At 70.3% G+C, this 26668-nt stretch carries 23 protein-coding genes; 9 read left to right on the top strand and 14 right to left on the bottom strand.

Translation table 11 applies throughout. The features are described 5' to 3' along the window. Positions 1–64: 64 nt before the first annotated feature. From EPY72_RS16610 to EPY72_RS16580, 7 genes are read right to left on the bottom strand one after another with little or no spacing between them, the layout of a single operon-like run. Entirely contained in the window at positions 65–1147 is a 1083-nt protein-coding gene (locus EPY72_RS16610) for a GNAT family N-acetyltransferase (protein ID WP_135807143.1), read from the bottom strand. Beyond that, positions 1144–2175, bottom strand: coding sequence for a polysaccharide deacetylase family protein (locus EPY72_RS16605; RefSeq protein WP_244605609.1), 1032 nt, complete (start codon positions 2173–2175; stop codon positions 1144–1146). Before EPY72_RS16605 ends, EPY72_RS16610 begins: the two co-directional genes overlap by 4 nt. After that, positions 2168–3229 carry a non-hydrolyzing UDP-N-acetylglucosamine 2-epimerase gene (gene wecB, locus EPY72_RS16600; protein WP_135807142.1) on the bottom strand — a complete coding sequence of 354 codons (1062 nt, stop codon included), beginning with the start codon at positions 3227–3229 and terminating at the stop codon, positions 2168–2170. Before wecB ends, EPY72_RS16605 begins: the two co-directional genes overlap by 8 nt. Continuing rightward, positions 3226–4617: a nucleotide sugar dehydrogenase gene (locus EPY72_RS16595; protein ID WP_135807141.1), complete on the bottom strand. Its 1392-nt coding sequence runs from the start codon at positions 4615–4617 to the stop codon at positions 3226–3228. The genes wecB and EPY72_RS16595 overlap by 4 nt, the downstream gene beginning before the upstream one ends. After that, positions 4614–5603 (bottom strand): Gfo/Idh/MocA family protein, encoded by a 990-nt coding sequence (locus EPY72_RS16590; RefSeq protein WP_135807140.1) that lies wholly within the window; start codon positions 5601–5603, stop codon positions 4614–4616. Before EPY72_RS16590 ends, EPY72_RS16595 begins: the two co-directional genes overlap by 4 nt. Next, the gene (locus EPY72_RS16585) at positions 5600–6694 is read right to left on the bottom strand and encodes a DegT/DnrJ/EryC1/StrS family aminotransferase (protein WP_135807139.1); all 1095 of its coding nucleotides are present in this window, start codon (positions 6692–6694) and stop codon (positions 5600–5602) included. The genes EPY72_RS16590 and EPY72_RS16585 overlap by 4 nt, the downstream gene beginning before the upstream one ends. Continuing rightward, on the bottom strand, positions 6691–7308 hold the full coding sequence (locus EPY72_RS16580) for an acyltransferase (RefSeq protein ID WP_394346152.1): 618 nt from the start codon (positions 7306–7308) through the stop codon (positions 6691–6693). Before EPY72_RS16580 ends, EPY72_RS16585 begins: the two co-directional genes overlap by 4 nt. Before the next feature lie 456 nt (positions 7309–7764). Here EPY72_RS16580 and EPY72_RS16575 point away from each other — a divergent pair, with 456 nt between their 5' ends. Then, positions 7765–8325, top strand: coding sequence for a DUF7344 domain-containing protein (locus EPY72_RS16575; RefSeq protein WP_134672111.1), 561 nt, complete (start codon positions 7765–7767; stop codon positions 8323–8325). 1 nt (position 8326) lies between these two features. After that, positions 8327–9643 carry a phosphoglucosamine mutase gene (gene glmM / locus EPY72_RS16570; RefSeq protein WP_135807138.1) on the top strand — a complete coding sequence of 439 codons (1317 nt, stop codon included), beginning with the start codon at positions 8327–8329 and terminating at the stop codon, positions 9641–9643. Here the strand turns inward: glmM and EPY72_RS16565 are convergent. Both EPY72_RS16565 and EPY72_RS16560 read right to left on the bottom strand, forming a co-directional pair. Next, positions 9640–9864, bottom strand: coding sequence for a hypothetical protein (locus EPY72_RS16565; protein WP_134672113.1), 225 nt, complete (start codon positions 9862–9864; stop codon positions 9640–9642). The two genes, glmM and EPY72_RS16565, sit on opposite strands and share 4 nt — an antisense overlap. Before the next feature lie 420 nt (positions 9865–10284). Next, a complete protein-coding gene (locus EPY72_RS16560; protein WP_135807137.1) occupies positions 10285–11799 on the bottom strand; it encodes a hypothetical protein in 1515 nt (504 codons plus the stop codon). Positions 11800–12037: 238 nt separating this feature from the next. Between EPY72_RS16560 and EPY72_RS16555 the strand changes: the two genes are divergently transcribed. From EPY72_RS16555 to EPY72_RS16545, 3 genes are all read left to right on the top strand, one after another. Beyond that, the gene (locus EPY72_RS16555) at positions 12038–13669 is read left to right on the top strand and encodes an alkaline phosphatase family protein (protein WP_168216060.1); all 1632 of its coding nucleotides are present in this window, start codon (positions 12038–12040) and stop codon (positions 13667–13669) included. Between the two features lies 1 nt (position 13670). Next, positions 13671–14690, top strand: coding sequence for a lipid II:glycine glycyltransferase FemX (locus EPY72_RS16550; RefSeq protein WP_135807136.1), 1020 nt, complete (start codon positions 13671–13673; stop codon positions 14688–14690). Between the two features lie 275 nt (positions 14691–14965). Further along, positions 14966–16597 carry an alkaline phosphatase family protein gene (locus EPY72_RS16545; protein WP_135807135.1) on the top strand — a complete coding sequence of 544 codons (1632 nt, stop codon included), beginning with the start codon at positions 14966–14968 and terminating at the stop codon, positions 16595–16597. Here the strand turns inward: EPY72_RS16545 and EPY72_RS16540 are convergent. Genes EPY72_RS16540 through EPY72_RS16530 form a run of 3 tightly spaced genes read right to left on the bottom strand, consistent with a single transcriptional unit; the run spans position 16594 to position 19677 of the window. Continuing rightward, positions 16594–18003 carry a hypothetical protein gene (locus EPY72_RS16540; RefSeq protein ID WP_135807134.1) on the bottom strand — a complete coding sequence of 470 codons (1410 nt, stop codon included), beginning with the start codon at positions 18001–18003 and terminating at the stop codon, positions 16594–16596. The two genes, EPY72_RS16545 and EPY72_RS16540, sit on opposite strands and share 4 nt — an antisense overlap. A gap of 49 nt (positions 18004–18052) precedes the next feature. Then, positions 18053–18631, bottom strand: a complete 579-nt coding sequence (locus EPY72_RS16535; RefSeq protein WP_135807133.1) for a metal-dependent hydrolase — start codon at positions 18629–18631, stop codon at positions 18053–18055. A 29-nt stretch (positions 18632–18660) separates the two neighbouring features. After that, on the bottom strand, positions 18661–19677 hold the full coding sequence (locus tag EPY72_RS16530) for a DUF1616 domain-containing protein (RefSeq protein ID WP_135807132.1): 1017 nt from the start codon (positions 19675–19677) through the stop codon (positions 18661–18663). Positions 19678–20077: 400 nt separating this feature from the next. On the opposite strand from EPY72_RS16530, the gene EPY72_RS16525 reads away from it, so the two are divergent. From EPY72_RS16525 to EPY72_RS16515, 3 genes are all read left to right on the top strand, one after another. Further along, on the top strand, positions 20078–22294 hold the full coding sequence (locus tag EPY72_RS16525) for a PKD domain-containing protein (protein ID WP_135807131.1): 2217 nt from the start codon (positions 20078–20080) through the stop codon (positions 22292–22294). Between the two features lie 123 nt (positions 22295–22417). Then, complete coding sequence (locus tag EPY72_RS16520) at positions 22418–22606, top strand: DUF7556 family protein (protein ID WP_134672121.1); 189 nt, start codon at positions 22418–22420, stop codon at positions 22604–22606. Positions 22607–22679: 73 nt separating this feature from the next. Next, positions 22680–22877 carry a XapX domain-containing protein gene (locus tag EPY72_RS16515; RefSeq protein ID WP_134672122.1) on the top strand — a complete coding sequence of 66 codons (198 nt, stop codon included), beginning with the start codon at positions 22680–22682 and terminating at the stop codon, positions 22875–22877. Here the strand turns inward: EPY72_RS16515 and EPY72_RS16510 are convergent. Next, positions 22874–24172, bottom strand: coding sequence for a 5'-deoxyadenosine deaminase (locus EPY72_RS16510; RefSeq protein WP_135807130.1), 1299 nt, complete (start codon positions 24170–24172; stop codon positions 22874–22876). The genes EPY72_RS16515 and EPY72_RS16510 overlap by 4 nt on opposite strands. A 97-nt stretch (positions 24173–24269) precedes the next feature. On the opposite strand from EPY72_RS16510, the gene EPY72_RS16505 reads away from it, so the two are divergent. Next, positions 24270–24623 carry a DUF8062 family protein gene (locus EPY72_RS16505; RefSeq protein WP_134672124.1) on the top strand — a complete coding sequence of 118 codons (354 nt, stop codon included), beginning with the start codon at positions 24270–24272 and terminating at the stop codon, positions 24621–24623. A gap of 155 nt (positions 24624–24778) precedes the next feature. Here EPY72_RS16505 and EPY72_RS16500 read toward each other — a convergent pair whose 3' ends face one another. After that, positions 24779–26665 (bottom strand): FAD-binding protein, encoded by a 1887-nt coding sequence (locus tag EPY72_RS16500; RefSeq protein ID WP_135807129.1) that lies wholly within the window; start codon positions 26663–26665, stop codon positions 24779–24781. Positions 26666–26668 lie beyond the last annotated feature (3 nt).

Raw genomic sequence — 26668 nt, 5'->3', positions numbered from 1 at the left:
GCCGCTTCCGGCCGGAAACTGCGCCGGCGAGAAAACGGACGCTCGCGAGCGACTGTCGAGTTCGTTACTGGACCAGCTGATAGGCCCGTTTGGCGACGTCCATCGCCGCGCCCGACGACTCGACCACGTAGTAGGGGACGAGGTCGGCGCCGAACTTCGCCTTGTACCGACAGAGCCGCTCGGTGTTCGCGCCCATCAGGTCGTAGGTGTCGACCGACTCGACCGGCGGGTCCTCGATGATATCCTCGATGAGCCGCCAGTGGATCAGGCTGTTGACCGCGGTTCCCTCGTAGATCGCCTTCGCGCCGCCCTGCCAGAAGTACGCCGCGTCGTTCGAGTAGAGGGCGGTGATCCCCGAGAGGTACTCGCCGTCGGGACCGCGGGCGACGTACGCCCGCGCGCGGTCGTCAAGCGCCTCGAAGAGGCTCCGGACGTACGCCCACGACTGGGTGAACGGCTCGTCTTGCTCGGCGTACCGCCGCCGGGTCGCCCGGAACACGTCCCGAGCGCCCGCCAGCCCCTCGGTGTCGACGCTCACGTCGAGCGCCTCGGCGTCGCGGATCTCCCGCCGGAGGCTCTTCGAGAAGGAGTTGCGGACGGCCTCGGCGTCTCGACCGCTCAGATCGAGGAAGTACGTGAAGTTGGGCTCGACCCGGAGGCTCCCCCACGCGTACGGCCGGGGGTCCGCGTAGTCGGCGTTACAGATCATCCGGAAGAGCGTCAGCCGCGAGTCGACGTCGAGCCGATCGAGCACCGACTCGGCCACCGGCGATTCGACGCCCGCGTCGGCGAGGCGCTCGTCGAGCCCGAGGTCGGTGCCGACCTGCGCGAGCACCTTCTCGGTGAACTCCTGGTTGACTTTCTCCTGCTTGCGCCGCTTCGGGCTGGTGGGCATCATGATCGGGCCGAGCCGCGGGATGCCGAGTCCCGGCGGCGGCGACGTCACGGCGGTCCCGACCGACCGCTCGCGGACGAACGCGGGCAACAGCGCGATGGGCTGTTGGCCCTTGAAGCCGCCGAACAGCTTCATCTCCGCGTCGGTGTGGCGCTCGATCACGGTCAGGGCCTCGGGCAGGTGGAAGACCTCGAAGCCGTCGCTCGGCAGCGCCGACTCCCACTCGGACAGTTCGAGTTGCTCGACTCTCATCCTGTTGGCTCCCGATTAGCGGCGGTTTTCACTTTGTTATCCCCCGCCTGTCCCGAGGTAGGGCCGCCCTGCCCCTCACCGCGGCCCGCGCGGTCGTCGGCGTTCGCGCCGTTCGGGCGGTCGGACTCGGCGCCGGACGCCGATCCGTCGGGGTGGTCGAGCAGTTCGTAGTACTCGCCCGGCGGGCCGACCCACGCGCCCATTTCGAGGGCGGTCTCGACGAGGCGCCGATAGAGCGACCGGTAGCCGGGGAAGTCCCGCTCGGTGAACAGCCGCGGGTGCCACAGCACCGTCATCACGGCGTCGTTGTCGTCGGCTTCCGCGAGCAGATCCGCACACGCCGCCCACGCCCGGTCGAACTGTTCGCCGGGGTCCGGGAGCGCGGCCTCCATCAGGGTGAGCGGGAACACGACGAACTCGTCGTCGAACGGCCGGAGCGGTTCGTAGCCCCGCTCGAACCCGTACTCGGTGCTCGACCCCGGCGTGGCGTCGTATCGCAGTCCGATCTCGCGGTGATGGCGCCACGTCTCGGGCCCCCGGTTCAGGTGGTGCTGGCGCCCGCCCGCGACCGACCCCCCCAGCGCCGCCTCCAGCAGCGCCTTCTCGCGCTGGAGCCGGTCGGGGTCGTCGTAGGAGTCGTACGAGCCGTGGAGGCCGACCTCCCAGCCGCCCTCGTCGAGTTCGGCGAGGAGATCTCGCATCTCGGGGGCCGTAAAATCGTAGCGTCCGACGTGCTCGATCCAGTAGAAGGGATCGAGCCAGTCGCTCGGCTCGCGTTCGAGCAGGCGTCTCTCCCGGAGGAAGTAAAACGCCGACCGCACCCCGAGCGACGCCTCTAACTCCCTGATCTCCTCGAACTGCCACCACGGGTTGGTTCCGGGGACAAGCGACCGGAGCTGGCCCAGGTCTCGGCGCTCGACCGCGTGATAGAGCGCCTGCACCGACTTGTACGGCCGGTCGACGTCGTGGGTCAGCAGGAGGACGAACTCGGCGCCACCGGGCATCGGCGCCGACGTCGGCTCAGACATCGTCTAATCCGTCGACGATGGCCGCCGCGGCGGTGCCGTCGCCGTACGGCTGGGGCTTGTCCGCCGGCGGGTCGGCGCTCGCGAGCGCCCGGCTGATGGCCTCGCCGTCGGCGCCCACGAGGGTGTTCCAGCCCGCGGCGACGGTCTCGCGCCACTCGGTCTCCTCGCGCATCGTCACGCAGGGCGTATCGAGGAAGAACGCCTCCTTCTGGACGCCCCCGGAGTCGGTCGCGACGACGGCCGCCGCGTCCTGCAGGCGCACGAAGTCGAGGTACCCCACCGGATCGGTGAGCGTGAGTCGGTCGCGCGCCTCGTCGTAGAGTCCGTATTCGCGCATACGGTTTACTGTCCGTGGGTGGGCCGGGAACACCACCTCGCGAGAGTCGGCGGCCAGCGCGTCGAGCACGGCCGCGAGCCGGTCGGGGTCGTCGGTGTTGGCCGCGCGGTGGACCGTCGCAAGCACGTACTCGCCGGGGTCGACTCCGAGATCGTCGAGGACCGTAGAGCGGTCGGTCGCCCGGTCGCGCGCCCACAGCACCGCGTCGTACATCACGTCGCCGGTGTCCCGGACCCCGTCGGTCACGCCCTCGGCGGCGAGGTTCTCGACCGCACGCGCGGAGGGCGCGAACAGCCGGTCTGCGGCGTGGTCGGTCAGGACCCGGTTTATCTCCTCGGGCATCTCGCGGTTGTAGCTCCGGAGCCCGGCCTCGACGTGCGCCAGCGCGGGGTCCATCTTCGCGGCGGCGATCGCCGCCGCGAGCGTGGAGTTGGTGTCGCCGTAGACGAGCACCGCGTCCGGTCGCTCGCTGGCGATCAGGTCTTCGAGCCCGACCAGCATCTCGGCGGTCTGGGCGCCGTGGTCGTCGGACCCGACCCCGAGGTTGGCGTCGGGCTCCGGGATCCCCAGTTCCTCGAAGAACACGTCCGACATCTCCTCGTCGTAGTGTTGGCCGGTGTGGACCAGCACCTCCTCGTGGCGCTCGCGAAGCTCGCGCGAGACCGCGGCGGCCTTGATGAACTGCGGTCGGGCCCCGACCACGGTCAGGACCTTCATTCGGCCACCTCCTCGGAGAGCGCCGCGTCGCGTCCGCCCGTCGGGCCGCTCCCGATGGTGTAGACGCGGTGGTCGGTGGCCGCGAGGTCGAGGCTCCCGCGACCGTCGACGACGACCAGCGGGTCGAACCGCTCCCACTCGATGGCGTCGAACTCCTCGTGGGGGGTCACCATCACGGCGGCGTCGAGATCGGCGCCGTAAAGCTCCGCGCGCGATACCATTTCGGCCTCGAAGGGTTCGGCGTCGTCGAGCATCGGATCGACCGCGAGGACTTCGGCGCCGAGCGCCGAGAGCCGCTCGGCGATGGGGCCGGCCGGGGTCGCCCGGATCTCCTCGACGCCGGGTCGGTAGGTCAGGCCCAGCACCGCGACGGTCGCGTCGTCGGGACTCGTCCCCTCGGCGTCGAGTTCGCGAGCCAGCGTCTCGACGGTGAACGCCGGCATCGCGTCGTTGACCTCGCGGGCGGTCGACAGCAGTCGGGCGTCGGCGTCGACCTCGTTGATCACGAAGTACGGGTAGTAGGGGATGCAGTGGCCCCCGACGCCCGGTCCGGGGTCGTGGATGTCGCAGAACGGCTGGGTGTTGGCGGTCGCGATCGCCTCGTTGACGTCGATCCCGAACTCGTCGGTGAGCGTCGCCAGCTCGTTCGCCAGTGCGATGTTCACGTCGCGGTAGAGGCCCTCGAACACCTTCACCGCCTCCGCGGTGGTGGCGTCCGAGACCGCGAGCACCTCGTTGTCCGTGATGTGGTCGTAGACGAGTTCGGCGACTCGGGTGCTCTCGTCGTCGATCCCGCCGACCACCTTGGGGTAGGCGCCCCGGATGTCCCTGAGCGCGCGCCCGCTCGCGGTGCGCTCGGGACAGAACGCGAGCCCGAACGCCTCGTGGCCCGCCGCGTCGGCGAGCAACGGCCGGAGGAGGTCCTCGCAGGTCCGGGGCGGTACCGTGCACTCGACGACCACGAGGTCGCCGGGGTCGAGGTTCGCGCCGATGTCGCCGGCGACCGACCGCAGGATCGAGAGGTCGGCCTCCTTCTCGTCGGTGATCGGGGTCGGGACGATGACGACGTGGACGGCGGCGCGAGCCGCCGCCTCTCGGGGATCGTCGGTCGCTTCGAGCGCCCCCGCCGCGACGGTCTCGCGGACCAACTCGGGCAGGCCGGGCTCGCGGTCGACGTGACACTCCCCGGCGTCGATCGCCTCGACTACCTCGGGATCGACGTCCGCGCCGACGACGTTGCCGGTCGTCTCGGCGTACACCGCCGCCAGCGGGAGCCCCATCTTCCCGAGGCCGTACACCGCGACCGGGACTTGCCCGGTCCGGAACGCCGCCCGCTGGACGCTCTCGGGCGCCTCGCTCCCGTAGAGGCCGTGGACCTGTAGGCTCACCGCGCGCTCACCTCGGCTTCGGGGGCCTCGCGACCGGCGACCCGGTCGATCCGGCGGGCGACTTCGAGGACCCGGAGGCCGTCCTCGCCGGAGACCACCGGTTCGCGCTCGCCGCGGGCCGCCGCGACGAACGACTCCAGTTCGTTTTTGAGCGGCTCGCCGGTCTCGACGGTCGGGCGCTCGACGATGCTCTCGTGGCGGTAGCGCACGTCGCCGTTGTCCTCGATGTACTCGGGAAGCGAGTGGCGGTGGATCTCGACCGATCGGTCGATGTAGTCGACGTTGACCCGGCAGTCCTCGGCCGTGATCGCGAGCGTCCGGACCCGCTGTTGGGTCACCCGGCTCGCGGTGAACGACGCGAGGGTGCCGTCGTCGAACCGGACGTTCGCGCTGGCGTACTGGTTGGACTTCGCGCCGTTGGCGCTCACGTCCGCGACCTCGGCGTCGAGCATCGCCAGCACCACGTCGATGTCGTGGATCATCAGATCGAGCACCGCGCTCTCGTCGACGGCTCGACCCTCCGGGGGCGGCCCGAGCCGGTGGGCGTCGACCGCGATCACGTCGAGGTCGGCGACGATGTCGGCCAGCGCCCGGACCGCCGGGTTGAACCGCTCGACGTGGCCGACCTGCACGGTCACGCCCGCCGCCTCGGCCCGGTCGAGGAGCGCTCGGCCGGCGTCGAGGTCGTCGACGAACGGCTTTTCGACCAGCACGTCGACGCCGTTGTCGATACACGCCTCGGCGAGTTCGGCGTGGTACGGCGTCGGGACGGCGATCGAGGCGGCGTCGGTGGCGTCCAGCAGTTCGTCGAGCGGCAGGGCACGCGTGCCGTTGTCGGCGGCCACCTCGCGGGCGGCGTCCCGGTCGAGGTCGTAGACGCCGACGAGGTTCACGTCGGGGAGTTCGCTGTAGACGCGGGCGTGGTGGCGACCCATGCTGCCGACGCCCAGTACCGCTGTGTCGATCGGAGATGCGTTGTCGTTCATGAATCGGAGTCGTACTCGCGGACCGCTTTGGCGATCGTTCTGACGTCTCGCTCGGAGACGTTCGGATGAACCGGGAGCGAGAGGGCCTGTTCGGCGGTGCGCTCGGCGACGGGGGCGGCGTCGTCGACGTCGTCGTACGCCGGCTGTTCGTGGATCGGCGTCGGGTAGTAGACCCCGGTGGCGATCCCGGCGTCGTCGAGGTGTGCGGCCAGCGCGTCCCGATCGTTCGCCCGGATCGTGTACTGGTGATAGACGTGGCGGCGATCGTCGGGCTCGGTCGGCGTGATCACGTCGGCGTCGGCCAGCGCCTCGTTCAGGGCGGCGGCGTTCGCCCGCCGGGCGTCGTTGTACTCGGGGAGCCGCTCCAGTTGGACCCGGCCGATCGCGGCCGCCATCGAGGTCAGCCGGAAGTTGTGGCCGACCCGGACGTGGTCGTAGCCGCCCTCGGGGGGTCGGCCGTGGTTGACGTAGCTCTCGGCGCGGTCGGCGACGTCGTCGCGGTCGGTCGTGATCATCCCGCCCTCCCCGGTGGTCATGTTCTTGGTCGGGTAAAACGAGAAGCAGGCGGCGTCGCCGAACGATCCCACCTTCCGGCCACGGAACTGCGCGCCGTGGGCCTGTGCGGCGTCCTCGACCAGCGCCACGTCGTGACGGTCGGCGAGCTCGCCGAGTCGGTCCATCTCGGCCGCCAGCCCGTAGAGGTGGACCGCCAGGATCGCGGCCACGTCGTCCTCGCGCCGGAGCGTCTCCTCGACCGCGGTCGGATCGAGGGTGAAGGTCTCGGGGTCGACGTCGGCGAACCGGGGTTCGGCGCCCGCGAGCCGGATCGCGTTCGCGCTCGCGACGAACGAGAACGGCGAGGTGACGACCACGTCGCCGTCGCCGACGCCGAGCGCTTCGAGGGCGGCGTGGAGCGCGGTCGTGCCGTTGGCGGTCGCGACGCCCCGGTCGGCTCCGCTGAACTCTGCGAACTCGGCCTCGAACTTCCGGACCTGCGGGCCGTCGGCGAGGTGACCGGATTCGAGCACGTCGACCACCTCTGCGATCTCGCGGTCGCCGAGCGCGGGGTCGGCGATCGGAATCTCGCTCATGCGATCCGGTTCCCCCCGGTCAGTTCCGCCGGGAGCGGTCGGTGGTCGGCGGGTGCGCCCACCGCGAGCGTCCCGGGCGGGACGTCTTCGGTCACGACCGCGCCCGCGGCCACGAACGCGCCCTCGCCGACGGTTACGCCGGGCAGGAGGGTGGCGTTCGCGCCGATCGAGACGTGGTCTTCGAGGGTCGGTCCGTCGAGGTCGACGTCCCGGCGGATCGGGTAGGGGTCGTTTGTGAGCACCGCGTGCGGACCGACGAACACCTCGTCGCCGAGGACGGTGTCGGTCGGGACGTAGACTCCGGTCTGGAGGCTGACGTGCGAGCCGATCGCCGTCGTCCCGTCGATCACCGTGTCGGTGCCGACGACCACGTCGTCGCCGATCCGGGTGTCCTCCCGGATCACGGCGTTGTGGCCGGTGGTGAAGTCGTCGCCGATCTCCACGTCCGCGTAGACGATGCTCCCCGACCGGACGGTGGCGCGGTCGCCGACGACCGGGGGATCGGCGTCGGCGGCGTGGCGGTGGCCGAGGATCGCGTCGGGAGCGATCTCACAGTCGTCTCCGAGCCGCGGGACCAGTCGGTCGTCGGTGGCGGGGGCGTCCGACTTAGCCACGGACGGTCACCTCCGGCGCTGTGCGCGTCGAGAATCGAGTCGTTTCGGTCGGTAACGTGATCATAGGGGATCGAGTGGGTGTGCCCGTGCGTCCCGAGCGGGGGAAGGCCGGGCGTTATTCTCCCCATGCCCTGCACGCCTCTTTGTTATACGCCGGCTGGTTCCCCCGAAGGCGACGCCTATCGGGCCTCTCGCGGGCGAATGGGCCCGAACGAGACCCAGCGGTCGACCCCCGGTCGTCGCCGAGTCGAGCGCGCGGATCGACGCGGGCTATCCACCCCGTATCGCCGGCGCTGACCGACCGTACCGTCGGATTACCCCCGAACAGCACGCGGGTAACAAAGTGCCAACGCCGCAATATCGGGTGTATGCGGCGGTCTCACCTGCGCACATCTCCCCCGTCCGGTGGCCCAGTAGACGTATCGCCCCCGACGACCGGCCGGCGGCCACTGGACTATGTCTAGAACCGACCAGCTCTCCCAAGACGAGGTGTTCGAAGTGCTGAAAAGCCCCAGACGCCGATACGCGCTCTACTACCTCCGTCAGGAGGGCGGCGAAACCGAGCTGTCGGATCTCACCGAGCAGGTCGCGGCGTGGGAAAACGAAACCACGCTCGCGGCGCTCACGACCGAACAGCGAAAGCGGGTGTACATCTCGCTGTACCAGACCCACCTCCCGAAGCTCGATGAGGCCGACATCGTCGAGTACGATCGGGACGCGGGCGTGGTCCGACTCGGCGACCGGGCGTCGGATCTCAACCTCTATCTCGGCGAGGTCTCTCGCGAGCAGTTCCCGTGGGACCGGTACTACCTCGGGCTGGTCGCGGTGAGCTCCGCGCTGGTCGCGGCGGTCTGGCTCGACGTCTACCCGTTCGAGTTGCTCTCGGGGCTCGTGGTGGCGACGGTGATCCTCGTGGCGTTCGGCGTCTCGTCGGTCGTCCACTTTCTCAACTACCGGCGGACCGACGAGGTCGGCACCCCGCCCGAACTGAGCCGCGCCGACGGCCAGGAGCACTGAGATGTTCGGGACAAGCGGCGTCCGCGGCGCGGTCGGCGACACCGTGACCTGCCGGCTCGCGCTCGACGTGGGCCGGGCGGTCGCCAGCGAGGGGTACGAGACGGTCGTGGTCGGGCGCGACGCCCGCGAGAGCGGCCGGATGCTCGCGGACGCGGCGGCCGCCGGACTCCGGGAGTGTGGCGCTGACGTCGTCCGAATCGGACGGGCGGCCACGCCCACCGTCGCCCGGAGCGTCGGGTGGCGCGACGCCGACGCCGGGCTCGTGGTCACCGCGAGTCACAACCCCGCGCCCGACAACGGACTGAAGCTGTGGAATCCCTCCGGGCAGGCGTTCGACGAGGCCCAGCGCGAGGCCGTCGCCCGCCGGGTCCGGGAGGGCGACGTCGACCTCGCGCCGTGGGACGGGCTCGGCGAGGTCACGCGGTGGGACGGCGCGACCGACCGCCACGCCGCGGCGCTTGCCGACGCCGCCGAGCCGGGCGACCTCTCGGTGGTTCTCGACGTCGGCAACGGGGTCGGCGGGGTGACCGCCGAGGCGCTCCGGGCGCTTGGACACGACGTCCAGACGCTCGACGCCGACCCCGACGGATCGTTCCCGGCGCGCCCGAGCGAGCCGACCGCCGAGAACTGCCGGACGCTCGCGGACACCGTCGCCGCGACCGGCGCCGACCTCGGGATCGCTCACGACGGCGACGCCGACCGGATGCGCGCGGTCGCCGCCGACGGGGAGTTCGTCGGGGGCGACGTCCTGCTCGCGCTGTTCGCCCGCGAGGCGACCGGCGATCGGTCGGCGGCCGACCGGGTGGCCGTCCCGGTCGATACGAGCCTCGCGGTCGCCGACTCGCTCGACCCGCTCGGGGTCTCGGTCTCGCGTACGCGCGTCGGAGACGTGTACGTCGCCGAGCGGGCGAGCGAGCCCGACGTCGCGTTCGGCGGCGAGCCAAGCGGCGCGTGGATCTGGCCCGACGAGACGCTGTGTCCCGACGGCCCGCTGGCGGCGTGTCGGCTCGCGGGTCTGGTCGCACGCCGCGGATCGCTCGCGTCGCTGGTCGGGGAGATCGAGACGTACCCGCTCTCTCGTGGGAGCGTCGAAACCGATCGCAAGGAGGCGGTGATGGAGGGCGTCCGGGAGCGAGTCTGCGCCCGGTACGCGGAAGTCGACACCAGAGACGGCGTGCGCGCGAGCGCGGAGGGCGGGTGGTTTCTGGTGCGCGCCAGCGGGACCGAGCCCCTCGTTCGCGTGACCGCGGAGGCGAGGCGGGCCGAGCGGGCCGAGGACCTGTTCGCGGCGGCCCGACGGATCGTCGAGTCGAGCTAGATCCGGTCGACGACGTCGCAGACCGAGCAGGCGTCGGCCACCACGAACGCCTCCTCGCGGAGCTGATCCTCGTCGTCGGGGAGGAACATTAGGTGGCCCCGATCGCCCTTCTGGGCCTGGATGACCTCCCAGTCGTCGAGTTCGTACCCCAGATCCTCGGGGTCCGGATCGCGGGCCACGTCTTCCCAGCGTTCGCGGCCGGCCTGAACGTTACTCGCCATCTCGACCCTCCGGGGAGCAGACGGACCGAGCGTCGCCGGGCGCGAGCGTCCGGGTCGTGTCAGCGGGGACGGGAGACTCGGTGCGGCCCGAACGGGTGGCGGCCACACCTGCCAGCCGGGGGTGTGACCGTTCGTCGGGGCGAGTGCGTTCGGTGCCGGGGTCGCGTGCCGTATCGTCGCGTGCCATGCAGTTCTCAATGGTTGCTTACCACTTCAAAAAGCTTCCGACTTTCGCTCAATGTGAAGTTACTAATTTAAAAGCACTGGCCGTCGGTGGAACAGTCATCCGGGAGGGCCGAAACAGTCTGCAACGGACAGCGCTCGCGCGAGCCGTCTCACGGCGAGCGTGGAGTAACGAGCGGTTTCTCCCGGGCTTGGGACCGATTAGCCGCGAGGGTCGGCGTCGAAGCGATTCGTCGATCAGGAGTTGTTCTCTACCTGCACGTCGGCGGGGCCGTCGATGCTGAAGCCGGTGACCTCGCCCGAGAACCGGTAGCCGTCTTTCCCGCCGACGATGCGACCGGAGATCTCGCCGTCCGAGACCTCGTCGTACGCGTTGACCGACCCGAGGTCGGCGCTCTTGCGGGCCCGCCCCGAGACCTCGAAGGTGTAGGTGGTGACCGCACGCGGTCGGTTCGAGCCGTCGACGATCAGCTTGTTCGGGAGGACCAACTCCTCGACCGACACCTCCTCGCCGCCGTACCGGAGCGTCCAGACGCTCTCGTCGACGTCGATCGCCGTGATCGACCCCTGAACGTAGAAGGAGTCGCCGTACCCGTTGCCCCCGACGCCCGAGACCGTCACGGTCCCGTCGCCGTTGTCGGTGATCGAGTCGGCGACCTCCGCGGAGTTGTCCCCCGAGAGGTTCTTCGAGACGCTCCCCTCGACGGTGAACTCGTAGGTGACGCTCGACGCGTCGTCGGCGCTGATCAGTTCGAACAGCGTTCCGTCCTCGTCTGCGGACTGGTCGGCGTCGGTGGTCGGTTGAGTGGTGCTACCGCCGTCGCCGCCGGACTCGCCCGCGGCCGCGGCCTCGGCGGACATCGGGACGGTCTCGGGCGGGGTGACGTCGGGGTCGCCCGAGACGTTCTCCTCGGTCACGTCGCCCCGGATCGAGCCGTCGACCCGGCAGTTCCGGAGGGTGCCCGCGCCGCCGCGCCCGCCGCCGTAGACGGCGGTCGCGCCGTCGACCTTCACGTCGCAGTTCACGGCCAGCAGGCCGGTCTCCTCTTTGAACCAGATCCCGCGGGGGTTCTTCTGGCCCGACTCGTTGCTCGTGACCGCGCTCTCGCCCTCGACGTGGACGACCGAGTCGCGGATCTCGCTACCCGTGGTGCCGATCCGAATGTTCTCGATGTTGTTGTTCTTCGCGAACGCGCGCTCGACCGTGAACGTCCCGCCGGAGTTGCCGGGGACGCCGGGGTGGCTCAGATACATCCCGTCGGCCGACCAGCCCTGGACGTGTACGTTCCGGATGGTGACGTGGCCGGCGTTGCCGTAGCCCGAAAAGGCGGCGTGGCCACACCGGTCGGCCGCGCCGTCGCCCATGTAGACGTTCTCGACGAGACCCTCGCCGCCCTCGTCGGCCCGGCAGTAGATACAGCCGAACGTGTCCGACCGGTCGTTGTTCCGGCCCCGGACGCCGATGTTCCGGACGGTCCAACCGTCGCCGTTGGTCATGATCTTGAAGTGAGCGCCGTCGGCGCTGATGTCGATCAGCTTGTTCTCGAAGGTCTCGCCCGACCCGACGTCGAACACTCGGCGCTCGCCCGCGGGGATCTCGATCGTCTCGTAGTCGGCCGCGTCGGCGGTACTGCTTGACGCACCGACCGCCGCGACCGACGCCGCCGCCGCACCCGCCATCTTGAGGTACGACCGCCGGTCGAGCAGGGACGTTTCGGACTCCGTCTCGCGTGCCGCATCATCGCGTGCCATGTGTATCTCAATGGGAAGTTACCTATTCAAAAGTGTACCGATTTCAATTCAAGACTAGCTTACCAATTTAAATGTAGTGGCCGTTTACCGAACGGTCCGGGAGAGAAATCGAAACACTCCGTTGAATAGCGAGTGAGGGGCCGTAATGGAAGCATAACCGCCGAACGATCCGACAGGTCAGGTTTGTCGGGGGACAGACGGCCCATAACAAAGGACGGACGGGCGGTGGATCCGATACATGGCTGATCGCCCGGAGACGAACTTGGAGACCCTGCTCGTCGGGGTCGACGCGGGGTGTCGTCGGGTCCTCGACCCGCTGTTCGAGACCGACGCGGTGCCGCGGCTGGAGTCGATATTCGACGAGGGGACCGCGGGGGGACTGCGCTCGCAGATCCCGCCGTGGACCCCGAGCGCGTGGCCGTCGCTGTACACCGGCGTCAACCCCGGCAAGCACGGCGTGTTCGGGTTTCTGACGTTCGACGGCTACGACTGGGACGTGGTGAACGCGACCCACGTCCGCGAGCGGACCCTCTGGGAGGTCTTAGACCGCAACGACCGCACCAGCGTGGTCGTGAACGCGCCCGTGACACACCCGCCCCGCGAGATCGACGGCGCGATCGTCCCCGGATACACCGCGCCCGAGGAGCCGGACTGTCACCCCGCCGGACTCCTCGCCGACCTCCGGGCGGAAATGGGCGATTACCGAGTGTACGCGCCCCGGGACGTGTCGGGCGACGAGCAGATCGAGTGGTACCGCCGACTCACCGAGATGCGCGGGGAGGCGTTTCGGTACCTCGCCGATCGGTTCGACCCGTCGTTCGGGTTCGTCCAGTTCCAGCAGACCGACACCGTCTTCCACGAGCGGCCAGGCGACGACGAGGCCGTCCGGGCGGTCTACGAGGCGGTCGACGAGCAGGTCGGCGCGATCCTCGACCAGTGCGATCCGGACACCGTCGTGGTAGCGAGCGACCACGGCATGGGCGAGTACCGCGGGAGCGAGTTCCGAGTCAACGAATTCCTCCGCGAGCAGGGGCTCGTCGAGACCACCGCCGACGGCGAGGGGATGCCGACGTGGTCGACCATCGCGTCGAACCAGCTCCGGGAAGGCAAAGAGAGCAGGGACGCCGCCGACAGTCTCTCCCCGCTCGGGCGGGCGCTCGCCGCGGGTGCGGCGGTCGGCATCACCAGCCAGCGCATCCGCGCCGGACTCGACGCGGTGGGGCTCGCCGACTTCGTCGCCGAGCGCGTCCCGAACGACGTGGCGCGGGCGGCCGCCGAACGGGTCGACTTCGCCGAGTCGGTCGCGTACATGCGCGACCGGATCGAACTCGGCGTCCGGGTGAACCTGCGGGGCCGCGAACCCGACGGCGTCGTCGCGCCCGGCGATTACGAGCGAGTGCGCGAGGACCTGATCGCGATGCTGTCGGCGGTCGAGACCCCCGACGGCCGGCCGGCGTTCGAGCGGGTCGCGCGCCGCGAGGAGGTGTTCTCCGGGCCGTACGTCGAGGCGGCGCCCGACGTGGTGACGGTCCCGCGGGAGTTCGACGAGTTCCTCTCGACGCGGGTGGGCGACGGCCAGTTCGGGCCGCCCTCCGAACCGTACAACCACAAGCGCGAAGGGGTGATCGCGATGGCGGGGGCGGGCGTCGACGCGGACGCCGACCTCTCGGGCGCACACCTCTTCGACGTGGCGCCGACGGTGCTGGCGACGCTGGGAATCCCCGCCGGCGACAGGATGGACGGGTCCGCGCTCCCGGCGGTCGAGCCGGTCGGCACCCGGGCGTATCCGGCGTTCGACCCGGACGCGCAGGTGGCAACGGACGACGGCGACGTCGAAGCGCGACTCGCGGATCTGGGGTACATCGAATAACATGAGCACGACGATACAGAAACGCGGCATCTCGGTCAGTCGGGCCGACGACGGCGACTGGCGGCGGTGGAACGATCTCGTCGAACGGTCGCCCGAAGCGAACGTCTTTCATTACCGTGAGTCACTGGAAGTCCAGGCCGATCGGGCCGGCGCCGAACTCCACCCGCTGGTCGGGTACAAGGGCCAAGAGCCGGTCGGGCTCTTCCCGGTGTTCGAGCTCCGCAAGGGCGGGATGACGATGGCGTTCTCGCCGCCGCCGGGGCTGTGGGTGTCGTATCTGGGCCCGACTCTCCTGAATCAGGCCAAGCTCAAGCGCCGGAAGGCCGAGCGGCGAAACCGGCTGTTCGTCGACGGCTGTCTCAACTGGATCGAGCGCGAACTCGGCCCCAAGTACGTCCAAATCCGGTCGGATCCGGCCTACCGGGACGTGCGGCCGTTCGAGTGGTCCGAGTTCGACGTCGACGTCCGCCACACCTACGAGGTGGACCTCACGCCCGGCGAGGACGACGTGTTGATGTCGTTCTCGCGAGACGCCCGGAACAACATCCGGACCGATGGCGACTACCGCGTCTACGAGGGCGGCCACGACGAGATCGAGGCCGTCATCTCGCAGGTCGCCCAGCGCCACGCCGACCAGGACGAGGCCTACGGCGTCACGCCCGAGTTCGTCACCGACCTCTACGACCGACTCCCGGACGGGACGGTCCGCCCCTACGCCTGCGAGGTCGACGGCGAGATCGCGGGCGGGATGGTCGCGCTGGAGTTCGACGACACCGTCTACCGGTGGCAGGGCGGCGCGAAACACGATCGGGACCTGCCGGTCAACGATCTGGTCGACTGGGCCATCGTCTCGGACGCGATCGACCGCGGGGTCGAGCGCTACGATCTGGTCGGCGCCAACGAGCGCCGGCTGTGTGAGTACAAGGCGAAGTTCGGCCCGGAGCTCCGGTCGTACTACAGCCTCGAACGCGGCACGCGGGTCACGAACGCGCTGTCGAGCGTCTACAAGCGGCTCCGGTAAGCCTGCGCCATCGCCGGTTTAACCGACCGCTGTTCTCGGGCTCAGCGTCCTCGTAACTCCGTTCTCGCGGCGTCTGCGACCGGTCAGGCGCTCCCATCGCCGACCGTCGGCTGGTTCAGGCGCCGCGTTCGGCGCCGGCGCGCTCCCACAGGCGGTGCCTGACCGCAGGCGATTTAGTCCGGTGCTGTCGGTTACCTAAGCTCCAGAGAACAATGGTGGCCGGCGTCGTCTCGATCTGACGAGCGGGCGGTCCCGGAGACCGCGCGGAGACGACAATGACAGCCGAGAACAAAACCGTGGTCGTGGGCTTCGACGCCCTCGACTTCGAGTACCTCGATGCGTTCGACGAATCGCTCCCCAACTTCGCGTCGCTACGCGAGTCGGGCGTACAAGCGCCGCTGGCCTCGACGTTCCCGCCGTGGACCGCGAGCGCGTGGCCGTCGATGTACACCGGCACCGATCCGAGCCGCCACGGCGTCTACGGCTTTTTCAGCCCCGGCGACGATCCGGGCGACGACGAGCTGGTCACCCGCAACCACGTCCGGCGCCCGGCGATCTGGAACTACCTCTCGGCGACCGGCGAGCCGGCGGTCGTGTTGAACGTCCCGGTCACCCACCCCGCCGAACCGATCGAGGGAGCGCTGATCCCGGGGTATCTGGCCCACGAAGACGATCCGGGCCATCCGGCGAGCGTTCGCGACGAGCTCTCGGCGGCGATCGGCGAGCCCTACCGGATCTACTCGTCGGGCGAGACCAGCGACGACAAGGCCCAGAAGCGCCGGGGCTACCTCGACGCGATCGAGGTCCGCGGCCGGGCCGCCGAGTACCTCCTCGAATCGTACGACTGGCGGGTCGCGGTGATTCAGGTCCAGAAGACCGACGCCGTCTTCCACAACTTCGACGACCGCGAGACCTTCCGGGAGATCTACGAGGCCGCCGACGAGGTGCTCGGACGGGTCAGGGACGCCGCCCCGGGCGCCAACGTCGTGGTCTGTTCGGACCACGGCATCGGTCGGGTCGACGGCTACGACGTCTATCTCAACGAGATCCTCCGCGAGGCCGGCTACGTGGAGACGACCGACGACGAGACCGGCCCGAGCCTCGCGAGCGAGAAGTCGACGCTCACCGGCGAGGACGACGCGACCGACGACGACGGGTCGCCCCTCGCCGCGAACGCGGTCTCGGCGCTGACGAGCGCGCTCGGGGCCGTCGGACTCACGCCCGGGGACGCCTACGCACTCGCGCGGCGGGCCGGGATCGACGACCTCTTGCTCGATCTGCTCCCCGACGGCGCGGTCTCGGCCGCGAGCGAGGGGGTCGACAGGCGGGCGTCGGCGGCCTACTGCCGGAGCACGGAACTGGGCGTCCGGGTGAACGTCGCGGGCCGGGACCCCGGCGGCGTCGTGTCGCCCGACGAGTACGAACAGGTCCGCGAGGATCTCGTGGAACTGCTGGCGTCGCTCCGGACGCCCGACGGCGACCCGGTGTTTGAGTGGGTCCGGCGCCGGGAGGCGGTGTACGACGGACCGTACGCCGACCGGGCCTGCGACGTGCTGTTCATGCCGACCGAGATGAACCACGTCGTGAACCCCAACCTCATCGGCGAGCGGTTCGCGCCGATCGACGCCCACGACCACAAGCCCCGGGGCGTGTTCGTCGCCGACGGACCCGCGTTCGACGCCGGGACGGACCTCGACGTCCTCTCGCTGACCGACGTCGCGCCGATCGCGCTCGCGTCGGCCGGACGGGACGTGCCCGACCGGATGTCGGGCGGGGTGCCAGACGGCCTGCTCGACCGGGCGGTCACGCGGGCCGACTACGGCGACGTGGCGTTCGGGACCGCCGCCGTCGGGGACGGCGACGACGGCGCGGTCGAGGATCGGCTCGCGGACCTCGGCTACATCTAGTCGCCACAGGAGCCGTCCGTCCGGACGGCGGTGGTTTCGACGGTCGCGTCCTCGCCGACGACGGCGTCGCCGCCGACCGCGATCGTCGCGTTCCGGACCGCACACCCCTCGGCGCTCTCGACGAGCACGCCGTCCCGGCTCCCCTCGGGGTGGCTGACACAGATGTTCTCGAAGACGCAGTCGTCTCGATCGACCGCCCGGATCGCGGTGCCCGAGCCGACCGACCCCGTGACGGTGACGTTCCGACACTCCACCCGCCAGTCCTCGGGGAGCCGGTCCATGCTCGGCATCGTCTGGCCCTCGATCGAGTCGATCGGGTTTCGGACGCTGATCGCCGGCGCGTCGGCGTCGGTCCGGATCGTCGTGTCGGCGATGGTCGCCGCCCCGAACTGCTGGCCGACGACGATCGCCCCGGAGCTGTACGTGCCCGTCAGATCGGTGATGGCGATGTCGCAGTTCTCGATCCGGACCCGGCCGCCCTCCTCCATCCAGATGCCCCGCATGTTCGGCTTGCTGTCGGCGTGCTCGGGGTCGTCGACTCGGACGGTCACGTCCCGGACCGTCGCGCCCGACGGGCCGCCGCCGACCCGGACCTGGTCGATACCGTTGTTGGCGTAGTGGCCCCCGACGATTTCGAGGGGTCCCGAGTGGGGCGAGGCGTACAGCCCCTCTGCCCAGTCTTCGACCCGGCAGTTCCGGATCCTCAGGCGGCCGACGCTCTTCGGAAAGGTGTAGATGGCGTTGCCCGCGGTCGAGCCGTCGGGGAGCCGGACGTCCTCGAACAGGAGTTCGGCGTCCGGGTCGGCGGCCGCGATCTCGAAGCCGCTCCGGGGGACTCGTCGGTGGCCCCGGAGCGCCACGTCCCGGACCGCGCTCTGGCCGCCGGTCACCGAGATGTGGTTGACCGGGGCGACCCCGTCGGCGGTGCAATCGAGCGCGAACCCCTCGAAAAGGAGGTCCTCGAGTTGGCCCCACGCCAGCCAGTAGTCCTGTTTGCCCGCTGGCGGGACGAAGGTCGCGTCGTCGCCGACGACGCCGATGTTTCGGTGACCGCTGAGGTTCCACTTTCCGAGCCGGTAGCGTCCGGCCGGGAAGTAAAGCATCGTATCGTCGGCCGCCAGCTCCGCGAGCAGGTCGTCGACGCGCTCCTCGCCGGCGGTGTCGGCCCCCTCGTCCGCGACGTTCACCACCGTCTCGAAGCGGTCGGTCGCCTCGGTCGTCGCGTTCTCCCGGGCTGGGGCCTCGGCCGGCTCGCCGCCGGTCGGGGTCCGACCGGTCGTCTCGGTCGCGGTGCCGTCCGGATCGGCGTCGAGACCGCCACAGCCGGCCAACGCCCCGGCCGCTCCGGTCGCGCCGAGCGCCCGCAGATACGCGCGTCTGTTCAGCCGACGGTCGTCCTCTGTCACGCCCGGACGTTTGCCGGACGAACACATTGTTATGACCGTCCTGACGATCCTAGGCGGCGTCTTCGGTCGCGTTCGCCACCAGCGCGCCGACCGGTGGCATCCCGTCGTACACCCACAGCGCGACTACCCCGACCAGCAAGCCGAGTTCGACTGCGAGGTAGGGCGTCGGCTCGCCGGCGAGCAGTTCGCCCGCGTACCGGTCGAACAGCCGCCGGGCGGTGGCGAGCAGGCCCGCGTTGGCCTCCCCGGCGGGCGCGCTCGCCAGCGGCCAGAGCACGGCGTCGACGTTCGGTCGAGCGCCGCGGACCAGCGGGTAGAAGACGTCGCTCGGGAGATGGCTGAGGTATCCGACCGCGAACCCCTCCCCGACGCGGCGCCGCCCGACCCCGGTGGCCGCGCCGATCGCGAGCGCCGAGACCGGGACCGCGAGTAGCACCGAGTGGGCCACCGACTGGCCGCTCGCGACCACCCCGAGCGACCACGACAGCGGCTTGTCGAGCAGATCCGGAAACTGGGTCCCGACCGCGAGCGCGACCGCGGGCCAGCCGCCGGGGGCGCCGTCGCCGCGCAGGTGACAGCTCAACGAGTACGCGAGGTAGCCGACAGCGAGGTGTTCCCACGGCCACATGGATCAGTCGTGGCTCCGCATGCGGTCGATCACGCCGAGACGTTCACCCAGACGTGGACGTGTTCGTACGCGCTCTCGGTGGACGGGTCCTCCGGGGGCGCCCCGCGGTAGACGAGATACGCGAGCCGGAGATCATCGCCGGTCATCGTCGGCGTGACGTCGTGGCGGACACGCCACGTCTCCCCGTCCGCGACGGTCGGCGTGAACGCCGCGAGCCGGCGATCCTGGACGACTCGGGCGCCCCCGTCGTCGGCCTGCTGGACTCGCTGGAGTTCGACCACCACCGTGTAGTCGGTCTCGGCGCCCTCGTGGTTGTCGAGGCCGACGACGATTGGTCGGCTCTCGCCGCTGGTGAAGTTCCGCGGGTAGTCGTCGGCGACGAGCTGGCCGGTCTCGTTCTGCGAGAGCAGGTAGGCGTCGGTGTACGACTGACCGGGGCCGGGCGCGGCGACCGCGTACCCGACCGCGGCGACCGCGATAACGACCGCGCCGGCCAGCGCCACGTCGAGCGCGACCTCCCCGACCGACCCGTCCCGGACCGCGCGCCGGGCGTCCGCGAGCAACCCTCGGACCGGCACCGAGAACCGGCGGTCGGCCGGCCGGCGAAGCCGCCGGATCGCCGCCCCGATCGAGCAGGCGACCGCGAACCCGCTCGCCCCGACCAGGACCGGGACCGGCGCGATTGCCCACGGCGACGCCGCGAGCGCGAGCCCGAACGCCGGGAGAAACGCCAGACTGATCCCGAACCCGAGCGCCGCGCGCTCGCCGCCACCGAGCCCGTCCGACCGGACGGCGTCGAGCGCTCGGCCGCCGGCCGCGTCGTCGGGCGTCGCTCCGGGGAACAGCAGCGAGACGAGCGCGTAGCCGGGCGCGAACAGAAGCGCCGGGAGCCCGAGCGCGGTCGCTATCGGCGTCCCGTACACTCCGGGCCGAAAGACCACGAGGACCGCGACAGCGAGGTAGCCGACGACGGCGATCAGATCGACCGGCGCGCCCGGCCGCGCGAGTCGATCGACCAGCGTGCCGTCGCTGGTTTCGAGGCTCATGGCGCGGGCCACCGCGGGACGGCTGTCGTCCGGTGCTCGCGAGCGACGTGTCGGCGACTCATCGCCCGGAGTATCGGGCGACCGGTACTTTGTTATCTCCCGTCTGTCGGCCGGTAGGCGCCGGGTACGGCCGGACCGACGCGACCGATCTCGGCGACCGCCGCCGATTCGGTTCGACGAGACTCCCCGAGAGTCGCGGGCGAGGACGTCGTTCAACCGACGCCTACCGCGCGTTCAGACGCCACATAACAAAGGCTCGATCGGTCCCACGGTCGTATCGAACCTTCGCTCCGGCGACCGCAGGCCGGCGCAGGCGGGGAAATGCCTCGATACGACAACACAACGGTGGATTACCAATGAAACTGGACGCCGCGACGAGGGCAGACCGGGGGTACCGAGCATGAACCGAGCGATGCTGTGCGTGATCGCGGTGGCGGTGCTGGCGGCTCCGGCCGTCGGCACCGTCGGGGCCGCACCGACGCCGACCGCCAGCGCGTCGCCGCCGGCCGCCGACGCCGACGAGCCGCTCCCCGAGCGGTGGAACACGTCGGTGGGCGGGGACGGCGACGACAAGCTGACGACCGGCATCCGGACCGACGGCGGCTACCTCGTCGTCGGGTGGACCGCCGGCGATGACGGGACCGACGACGGCTACGTCGCGATGGTCGACGAGGCGGGCCGGACGACGTGGGAGCGGAGCTACGGCGGCCCCGGCACCGACCGGCTCTTCGACGTGAAGGCGGTCGAGGACGGCTACCTGCTCGCGGGCTACTCCAGTCCCGACGCAGACTCGGCGTGGGACGGCTGGGTGCTGAAAGTCGACGACGACGGCGAAGTCGTCTGGGAGGAGACCCACGGCGGCGACGGCCCCAGCGGCTTCTGGTCGCTCGCCAAGTCGGGCGACACCGTCTACGCCGGCGGCTGGCAGAAGGGCTCGACCGCCGAGGCGTGGCTGGTCGAACTCGAAAGCGACGGCACCCAAGCGTGGAGCCAGACCTACGACACGCTCAAGTCCAACGCCGACGAGTACGTCAACTCGATCTTCGTCGCCGACGACGGCGACCTGCTGTTGACCGGCACCGTCGAGTCGAGCACCTACGACCCCTCAGACGCGTGGGTGCTGAACGTCGACGCCGAGGGCGAGGTGAACTGGGACGCCGAGTACGGCGGCGCCGACGCCGACCGGATCCACGACGCGGCCGCGACCGAGGACGGCGGGTTCCTCCTCGCGGGTCGGACCGCCAGTCAGGGCGACGGCGCCGAAGACGGCTGGCTCGTGAAGATCGACGGCGGCGGCGACAAGCAGTGGGAACGAACCTACGGCACCGAGAAAGACGACGCCTTCTACGGCGTGCTGGCCGACGACGACGGGGTCGTCCTCTCGGGCGCGAAGCACAAACTGGGCCAGACCGGCGCCGACGGCTGGCTCGTAAAGGCCGACAGCGAGGGTCAAACGCAGTGGGAGCGGACCTACGGCAACCAGTACTGGGATAAGTTCTGGCCGGCGATCGACGGCCACGGCGGCGGCTACGTCGGGGTCGGCGACACGACGAGCTATTCGGAGAACCAAGACGGCTGGCTGGTCCGGATCGGCGGCCCCGCCTCGGCCGCGATCCGGGACGCCGACGCCGACCGGCCGGGCACCACCGTCGCGCTCGAGGACTCGCCCGTCAGGTCGGTGACGCTGGCCGACGCGAACGCCTCGGGCGTGCTGACGGTGTCCGAGCGGGCGAACCTCTCGGCGCTGGCGCCGCCGGGCGACCCCGTCTACGCGGTCACGCTGACCGGTCCGGCGGCGGCCGCCAACGCCTCGGCGACCGTCGAGCTCTCGGTGCCGACCGACGCGGCGGCGGTCGAGGACCTCCGGGTAGCCCAGCGAGCCGCCGACGGCTGGGCGATCCTCGACACCGAGGTCGTCGCCGAGTCGAACGCGACGGCGCGGCTCTCGGCCGCGGCCGAGGGCACCGGGACGCTGGCGGTGACGGCGGTCGACGCGCCGACCGCGAGCATCGACGCCGCCGAGTCGGTGCTGGTCGGCGAGTCGGTCGAACTGAGCGCGGCCGATTCGGCCGCCGAGGACGGTCGACTGACCGGCTACCGATGGGAGATCGACGGCGAGCGTTACGACGGCGAGACCGCGACCGTCAGCTTCGACGACCCCGGCGAGCGCGAGGTCGCGCTCACCGTCACCGACTCGGCCGCGCTGAACGACACCGCGACCGCGACGCTGGTGGTCAACGACCGACCCGGGGTCACCGTCGACGCGCCCGACTCGGTGACCGTCGGCTCGGCCGCGACCTTCTCGGCCGACGTGACCGACTCGGTTGGCGAGACCACGGTGACGTGGCGGTTCGGTGACGCCGAGGTGACCGGCGAGTCGGTCGAACACAGCTTCGGGACGAGCGGGACCGCGACGGTCGAGGTCGTGGTCGAAGACGAGTACGGCGCGACGGCGACCGAGTCGGTGACCGTGACCGTCGACTCGCAGGCCGGCGACTCGGAGACGACCCGAACGACCGAAGCCGGCGGCGCCGACGGCGGCGTCCCCGGCTTCGGCGTCGCCGCCGCGCTGGTCGCGCTCGCGGCCGCCGTCCTGTCGGCGAGACGCGTTCGTTAGCCAACCGTTTCACCGCGTTTTGGCGGGCGTACCGCGCTATAACGGGTCGTTACGACCGGAACAGTGGTGAATACTAAAGAGCCGTCCGTCACAAGGAACGATCACACCCGTCCGAACCACACGGTGATTACCCTGAGTTGGACTATCCCATCCGCAGACGACATCGACGAATCGTTCGAAGACGGCGAAGTCATGTTCGCCCTCGACGACAGCGGCGACGAGCCCACGACCGTGATCGCGGACGTGTCGAACGACGACGCGTGGCTCGTGATGCCCTACGAGGAGTCACACACCCTCTCGCAGTGGCGGTGACGGTCGGCGACTCCGGTTCGGAGGCCGCCGCCGAGCAGAACGGTTTTTAGGCGATCGACGTCCACGTCCCCGCATGGACGCGACGCTCACCGCCCTCGCGCTGGCGACCGGCACGGTCCTCGGCGCGCTGTTTCACGCACTCCAGATACCCGTCCCGGCGCCGCCCGAACTGCCGGGCGTGATGGGAGTCGTCGGGATCTATCTGGGATACCGCATCGTAGAAGAACTCGGTTTCAGTTTCGACCTGCTGGCGGCGCTCGGACTCTCCTAATCGGCGACCGACACCTCGTACTCGTCGGCCTCCCGTCGGATCCGATCGGCGTCGACCGCGACGTGGTCGCCGTCCTCGTAGAGCACCTCGCCGTCGACCATGGTGAACGCCACGTCGTCGCCGTGGGCCGCGAACACCAGATGCGAGAGCACGTCGTGGATCGGGGTCGCCCGCGTGAGGTCGGTCCTCAGCCCGACCACGTCGGCCTTCCACCCCGGCTCCAGCCGGCCGACCCCCTCGAAGCCCGCGGCCGCCGCGCCGTTGACGGTCGCCATCTCGAACACCGTCCGGGCCGGCAACGTAGTCGGATCGAGGTCCTCGACCTTCTGGAGCAGGCTGGCCTGACGCATCTCGGTGAACGGATCGAGCGTGTTGTTACACGGCGGGCCGTCGTTGCCGAGGGCGACGTTGATCCCCCGGTCGAGGTAGTCGGGGATCGGCGCGACGCCCGACGCGAGTTTCATGTTCGAGGACGGGCAGTAGGTGACGTGCGTGCCCGTCTCGGCCAGCACCTCGCGCTCGCTCTCGTCGGTCCAGACGCAGTGGGCCAGCACGACGTCCTCGCCGGTCAGCCCGACCTCGTCGAGCCAGTGGATGTTCCGCATCCCGGTGTCGGCCTCGACCTGCGCGATCTCGTCGCGGTTCTCGCTGGCGTGGGTGTGGATCCGGACGCCGTCGTGGGCGTCGGCGAGCTCCCGGACGCCCCGGAGACACGCCTCGGTACAGCTCACCGCGAACCGCGGGGTGAGCGCGTAGCCGATCCGACCGTCGTTGGCGCCGTGATACTCTTCGATGAGGCGCTCGCTCTCGGCCAGCGCGGCGTCAGTGTCTTCGGCCAGCCCGTCGGGGGCGTCTTTGTCCATCAGCACCTTCCCGATCCGGCCCCGGATCCCGATCCGGCTGGCGGCCTCGAACGCCTCGTCGGCGTGGCGGACCGAGAGGTGGTCGATGACGGTCGTCACGCCCGACTCGATCAGCTCCGCGTACCCCAGCTCGGCCGCGATACGCATCCCGTCGGCGTCGAGGTCGGCCTCCATCGGGAGGACGTACTCGAACAGCCAGTCTAACAGCGCGGTGTCGTCGGCGATGCCACGTCCGAGCGACTGGACCGAGTGGACGTGGCCGCCGACGATCCCCGGCGCGAGCACGTCGTAGCGCCGGCGCTCGCGGTCGGGGTAGCGCTCTGCCAGTTCGGAGCGGTCGCCGACCGCGGCGATACGGTCGCCCTCCACGACGACTGCGCCGTCGTCGATCACGGTGTCCGCGTCGGCGACGACGGTTCCCTCCAACAACATACCACCGTGGGAAAACACCGAGACGGAGATATAGTTGGCGATTCCCCGAGACTGCTCGGAGGACAGGTTCAAGCACTCGCGGGCGCTACACAGGCGCGTGACCGACAGCGACGACCGCCCGCCATCGGCGACCGACATCGACGACACTCCGACGGTCTCCTGCGAGCGGTGTGGCCAAGAGTGGGATCTGGCGTACGAACTCGACGACCTCGGGGTCGGCAATCAGGCGCTCGAGCAGTTCGCGCTCGACCACCAGCGCCACACCGGCCACTTCCCGGACGGGATCGCGACGTGGCGGGTCGCGTGTCGCAACTGCCCGGAGACCGTCGAGCGCCTCTCGGAGGACGCCGCCCGGCGGTGGGCCGAGACCCACGCCCGCCACACCCGCCATCGCCTCGAACTCCGCCACGCGAGCGGCGACGAGACGACGGTGATCGAAGAAGACGGCTGAGAACCCACTCGTCGGCCCGTTCGGTCTGCGCTCGGCGCGCCGCCGACGCCGACGGGGATCCGATCGAACCGCGAGCGGGACGCTCTCCGGTGGGTCGATCGAGCGAACGCGGAGGAGACGCGTCGGGCGTCGACCGCCCGGAAAAAATCGCCGTCTCAGTACGACCGGACCTTCGGCTCGTAGGTGTCTTCCTCGCCTTCGAGGATGACCGGCTTGTAGTAGAGCTCGGGGCTCCCGTCGTTCCACGCAAGCATCGTGTGCTTGAGCCACTCGTCGTCCTTGCGCTCTTGGTGTTCCTGGCGCCAGTGGGCGCCGCGGAACTCGTCGCGCGCGAGCGCGCCCAGCGTGATCGCCTCGGCGAGGTCGAGCAGGTTCTGCATCTCGATGGTGTGGATGAGGTCGGTGTTGAACGTCCGGGAGGGGTCGTCGACGTACACGTCCTCGTAGCGCTCGCGCACCTCTCGGATGTCTTCGAGCGCCGTCTTCAGCCCCTCCTCGTTCCGGAAGACGTTGACGTTCTGGGTCATCGACTTCTGGAGCTTCTCGCGGAGTTCGGCCTGCTGGACGCCCGAGTCCTCGTTGAGGAGGCGGTCGATCCGGGTGCGCTGGTTCTCGACCGCGCGCTGGACCACGTCGTCGGCGCTCGCGACCGCCGTTCCACCGTCGGACCGCGCGTCCGACGAGGATCGCGAACCGTCGGTTCGCTCACCGCCGTCGGCGACCGCGTCGCTCGCGCCACCGACCGCACCGGGGTCGACGGGCGTGTCGAGACCGTCCTCGCGTTCGAACTCCTCGTCGCGGCCGGTCGCGATCTCGGGCTCGCCGAGGTCGGTGCCGGCGGCGTGACGGCCCGCCCGAGCGCCGAACACGATGAGTTCGGGCAGGGCGTTGCCGCCCAGCCGGTTCGAGCCGTGGACCGACACGCAGGCGCACTCGCCGGCGGCGTAGAGGCCGTCGATGCAGGTCTGGCCGTGCTCGTTGGTCTCGATGCCGCCCATGGCGTAGTGTTGGCCGGGCTTGACCGGCATCGGCTCTTCGAGGCCGTCGACGCCCTCGAAGTCCCGCGCGAGGTGGAGGATGTTCTCCAGCCGGTCGGTGATGCGCTCCTCGCCGAGGTGGCGCATGTCGAGGTACACGTACTCGTCTTCGACGCCCCGGCCCTCGTTGATCTCGGTGAGTTCGGCCCGCGAGACCACGTCACGGGAGGCCAGTTCGCCGTCGTTGTTCGCGTAGCCGTACTCGAACATGAACCGCTCGCCCTCGGCGTTGTAGAGGATGCCGCCCTCGCCGCGGACCCCCTCGGAGATCAGCACGCCCGTCGAGGGGAGGGTGGTCGGGTGGAACTGGATGAACTCCATGTCTTCGAGCGGGACGCCCGCCCGATACGCCATCGCCGCGCCGTCGCCGGTGTTGGCGACCGCGTTGGTGGTGTGGTCGTACACCTGTCCGAGGCCGCCGGTCGCGAGGATGACGCCGTTCCGGGCCTTGAACCCCTCGACCTGCCCCGTCTTGATGTCGTAGCCGACGACGCCGTGGCACGTCCGCTCGCTCGGGTCGTCCTCGTCGGTGACCGCGAGCTCGCTCACGTACCACTCGTCGTACACCTGAATGCCGCGTTTGACGACCTGCTCGTACATCGTGTGGAGCAGGTGGTGGCCGGTTTCGGCGCCGGCGTAGGTCGTCCGGGGGAACGAGAGTCCGCCGAACGGCCGCTGGGAGACGGTGCCGTCGTCCTCGCGGGAGAACGGCATCCCCCAGTGTTCGAGTTGGATCGTCTCCTCGGGGCTGTCCTGTGCGAGGGTCTCGATCGCGGGGGCGTCGCCGAGGTAGTCCGACCCCTTCATGGTGTCGTAGGCGTGGAGGTCCCACGAGTCGCCCTCCCGGATCGCCGCGTTGATACCGCCCTCGGCCGCCCCGGTGTGGCTCCGAACCGGGTGGAGCTTCGTTACGATGGCCACGTCGGCGCCCTCCTCTTGGGCCGCGATGGCCGCTCGGAGTCCGGCGCCGCCGCCGCCGATTACGAGTACGTCGTGTTCGTGCATGGT

The organism is Halorussus marinus, from assembly GCF_004765795.1.
Lineage (GTDB): Archaea > Halobacteriota > Halobacteria > Halobacteriales > Haladaptataceae > Halorussus > Halorussus marinus.
The sequence above is the reverse complement of the archived record's forward strand: the minus strand, read 5'-3'. Positions and strand labels throughout refer to the sequence as shown.

Coding starts and splice junctions, on each gene's coding strand:
- EPY72_RS16610 (WP_135807143.1), bottom strand. CDS start 1,147: ATGAGAGTCGAGCAACTCGAACTGTCCGAGTGGGAGTCGGCGCTGCCG.
- EPY72_RS16605 (WP_244605609.1), bottom strand. CDS start 2,175: ATGTCTGAGCCGACGTCGGCGCCGATGCCCGGTGGCGCCGAGTTCGTC.
- wecB (WP_135807142.1), bottom strand. CDS start 3,229: ATGAAGGTCCTGACCGTGGTCGGGGCCCGACCGCAGTTCATCAAGGCC.
- EPY72_RS16590 (WP_135807140.1), bottom strand. CDS start 5,603: ATGAACGACAACGCATCTCCGATCGACACAGCGGTACTGGGCGTCGGC.
- EPY72_RS16585 (WP_135807139.1), bottom strand. CDS start 6,694: ATGAGCGAGATTCCGATCGCCGACCCCGCGCTCGGCGACCGCGAGATC.
- EPY72_RS16575 (WP_134672111.1), top strand. CDS start 7,765: ATGTCTAGAACCGACCAGCTCTCCCAAGACGAGGTGTTCGAAGTGCTG.
- glmM (WP_135807138.1), top strand. CDS start 8,327: ATGTTCGGGACAAGCGGCGTCCGCGGCGCGGTCGGCGACACCGTGACC.
- EPY72_RS16565 (WP_134672113.1), bottom strand. CDS start 9,864: ATGGCGAGTAACGTTCAGGCCGGCCGCGAACGCTGGGAAGACGTGGCC.
- EPY72_RS16560 (WP_135807137.1), bottom strand. CDS start 11,799: ATGGCACGCGATGATGCGGCACGCGAGACGGAGTCCGAAACGTCCCTG.
- EPY72_RS16555 (WP_168216060.1), top strand. CDS start 12,038: ATGGCTGATCGCCCGGAGACGAACTTGGAGACCCTGCTCGTCGGGGTC.
- EPY72_RS16550 (WP_135807136.1), top strand. CDS start 13,671: ATGAGCACGACGATACAGAAACGCGGCATCTCGGTCAGTCGGGCCGAC.
- EPY72_RS16545 (WP_135807135.1), top strand. CDS start 14,966: ATGACAGCCGAGAACAAAACCGTGGTCGTGGGCTTCGACGCCCTCGAC.
- EPY72_RS16535 (WP_135807133.1), bottom strand. CDS start 18,631: ATGTGGCCGTGGGAACACCTCGCTGTCGGCTACCTCGCGTACTCGTTG.
- EPY72_RS16530 (WP_135807132.1), bottom strand. CDS start 19,677: ATGAGCCTCGAAACCAGCGACGGCACGCTGGTCGATCGACTCGCGCGG.
- EPY72_RS16525 (WP_135807131.1), top strand. CDS start 20,078: ATGAACCGAGCGATGCTGTGCGTGATCGCGGTGGCGGTGCTGGCGGCT.
- EPY72_RS16515 (WP_134672122.1), top strand. CDS start 22,680: ATGGACGCGACGCTCACCGCCCTCGCGCTGGCGACCGGCACGGTCCTC.
- EPY72_RS16510 (WP_135807130.1), bottom strand. CDS start 24,172: ATGTTGTTGGAGGGAACCGTCGTCGCCGACGCGGACACCGTGATCGAC.
- EPY72_RS16500 (WP_135807129.1), bottom strand. CDS start 26,665: ATGCACGAACACGACGTACTCGTAATCGGCGGCGGCGGCGCCGGACTC.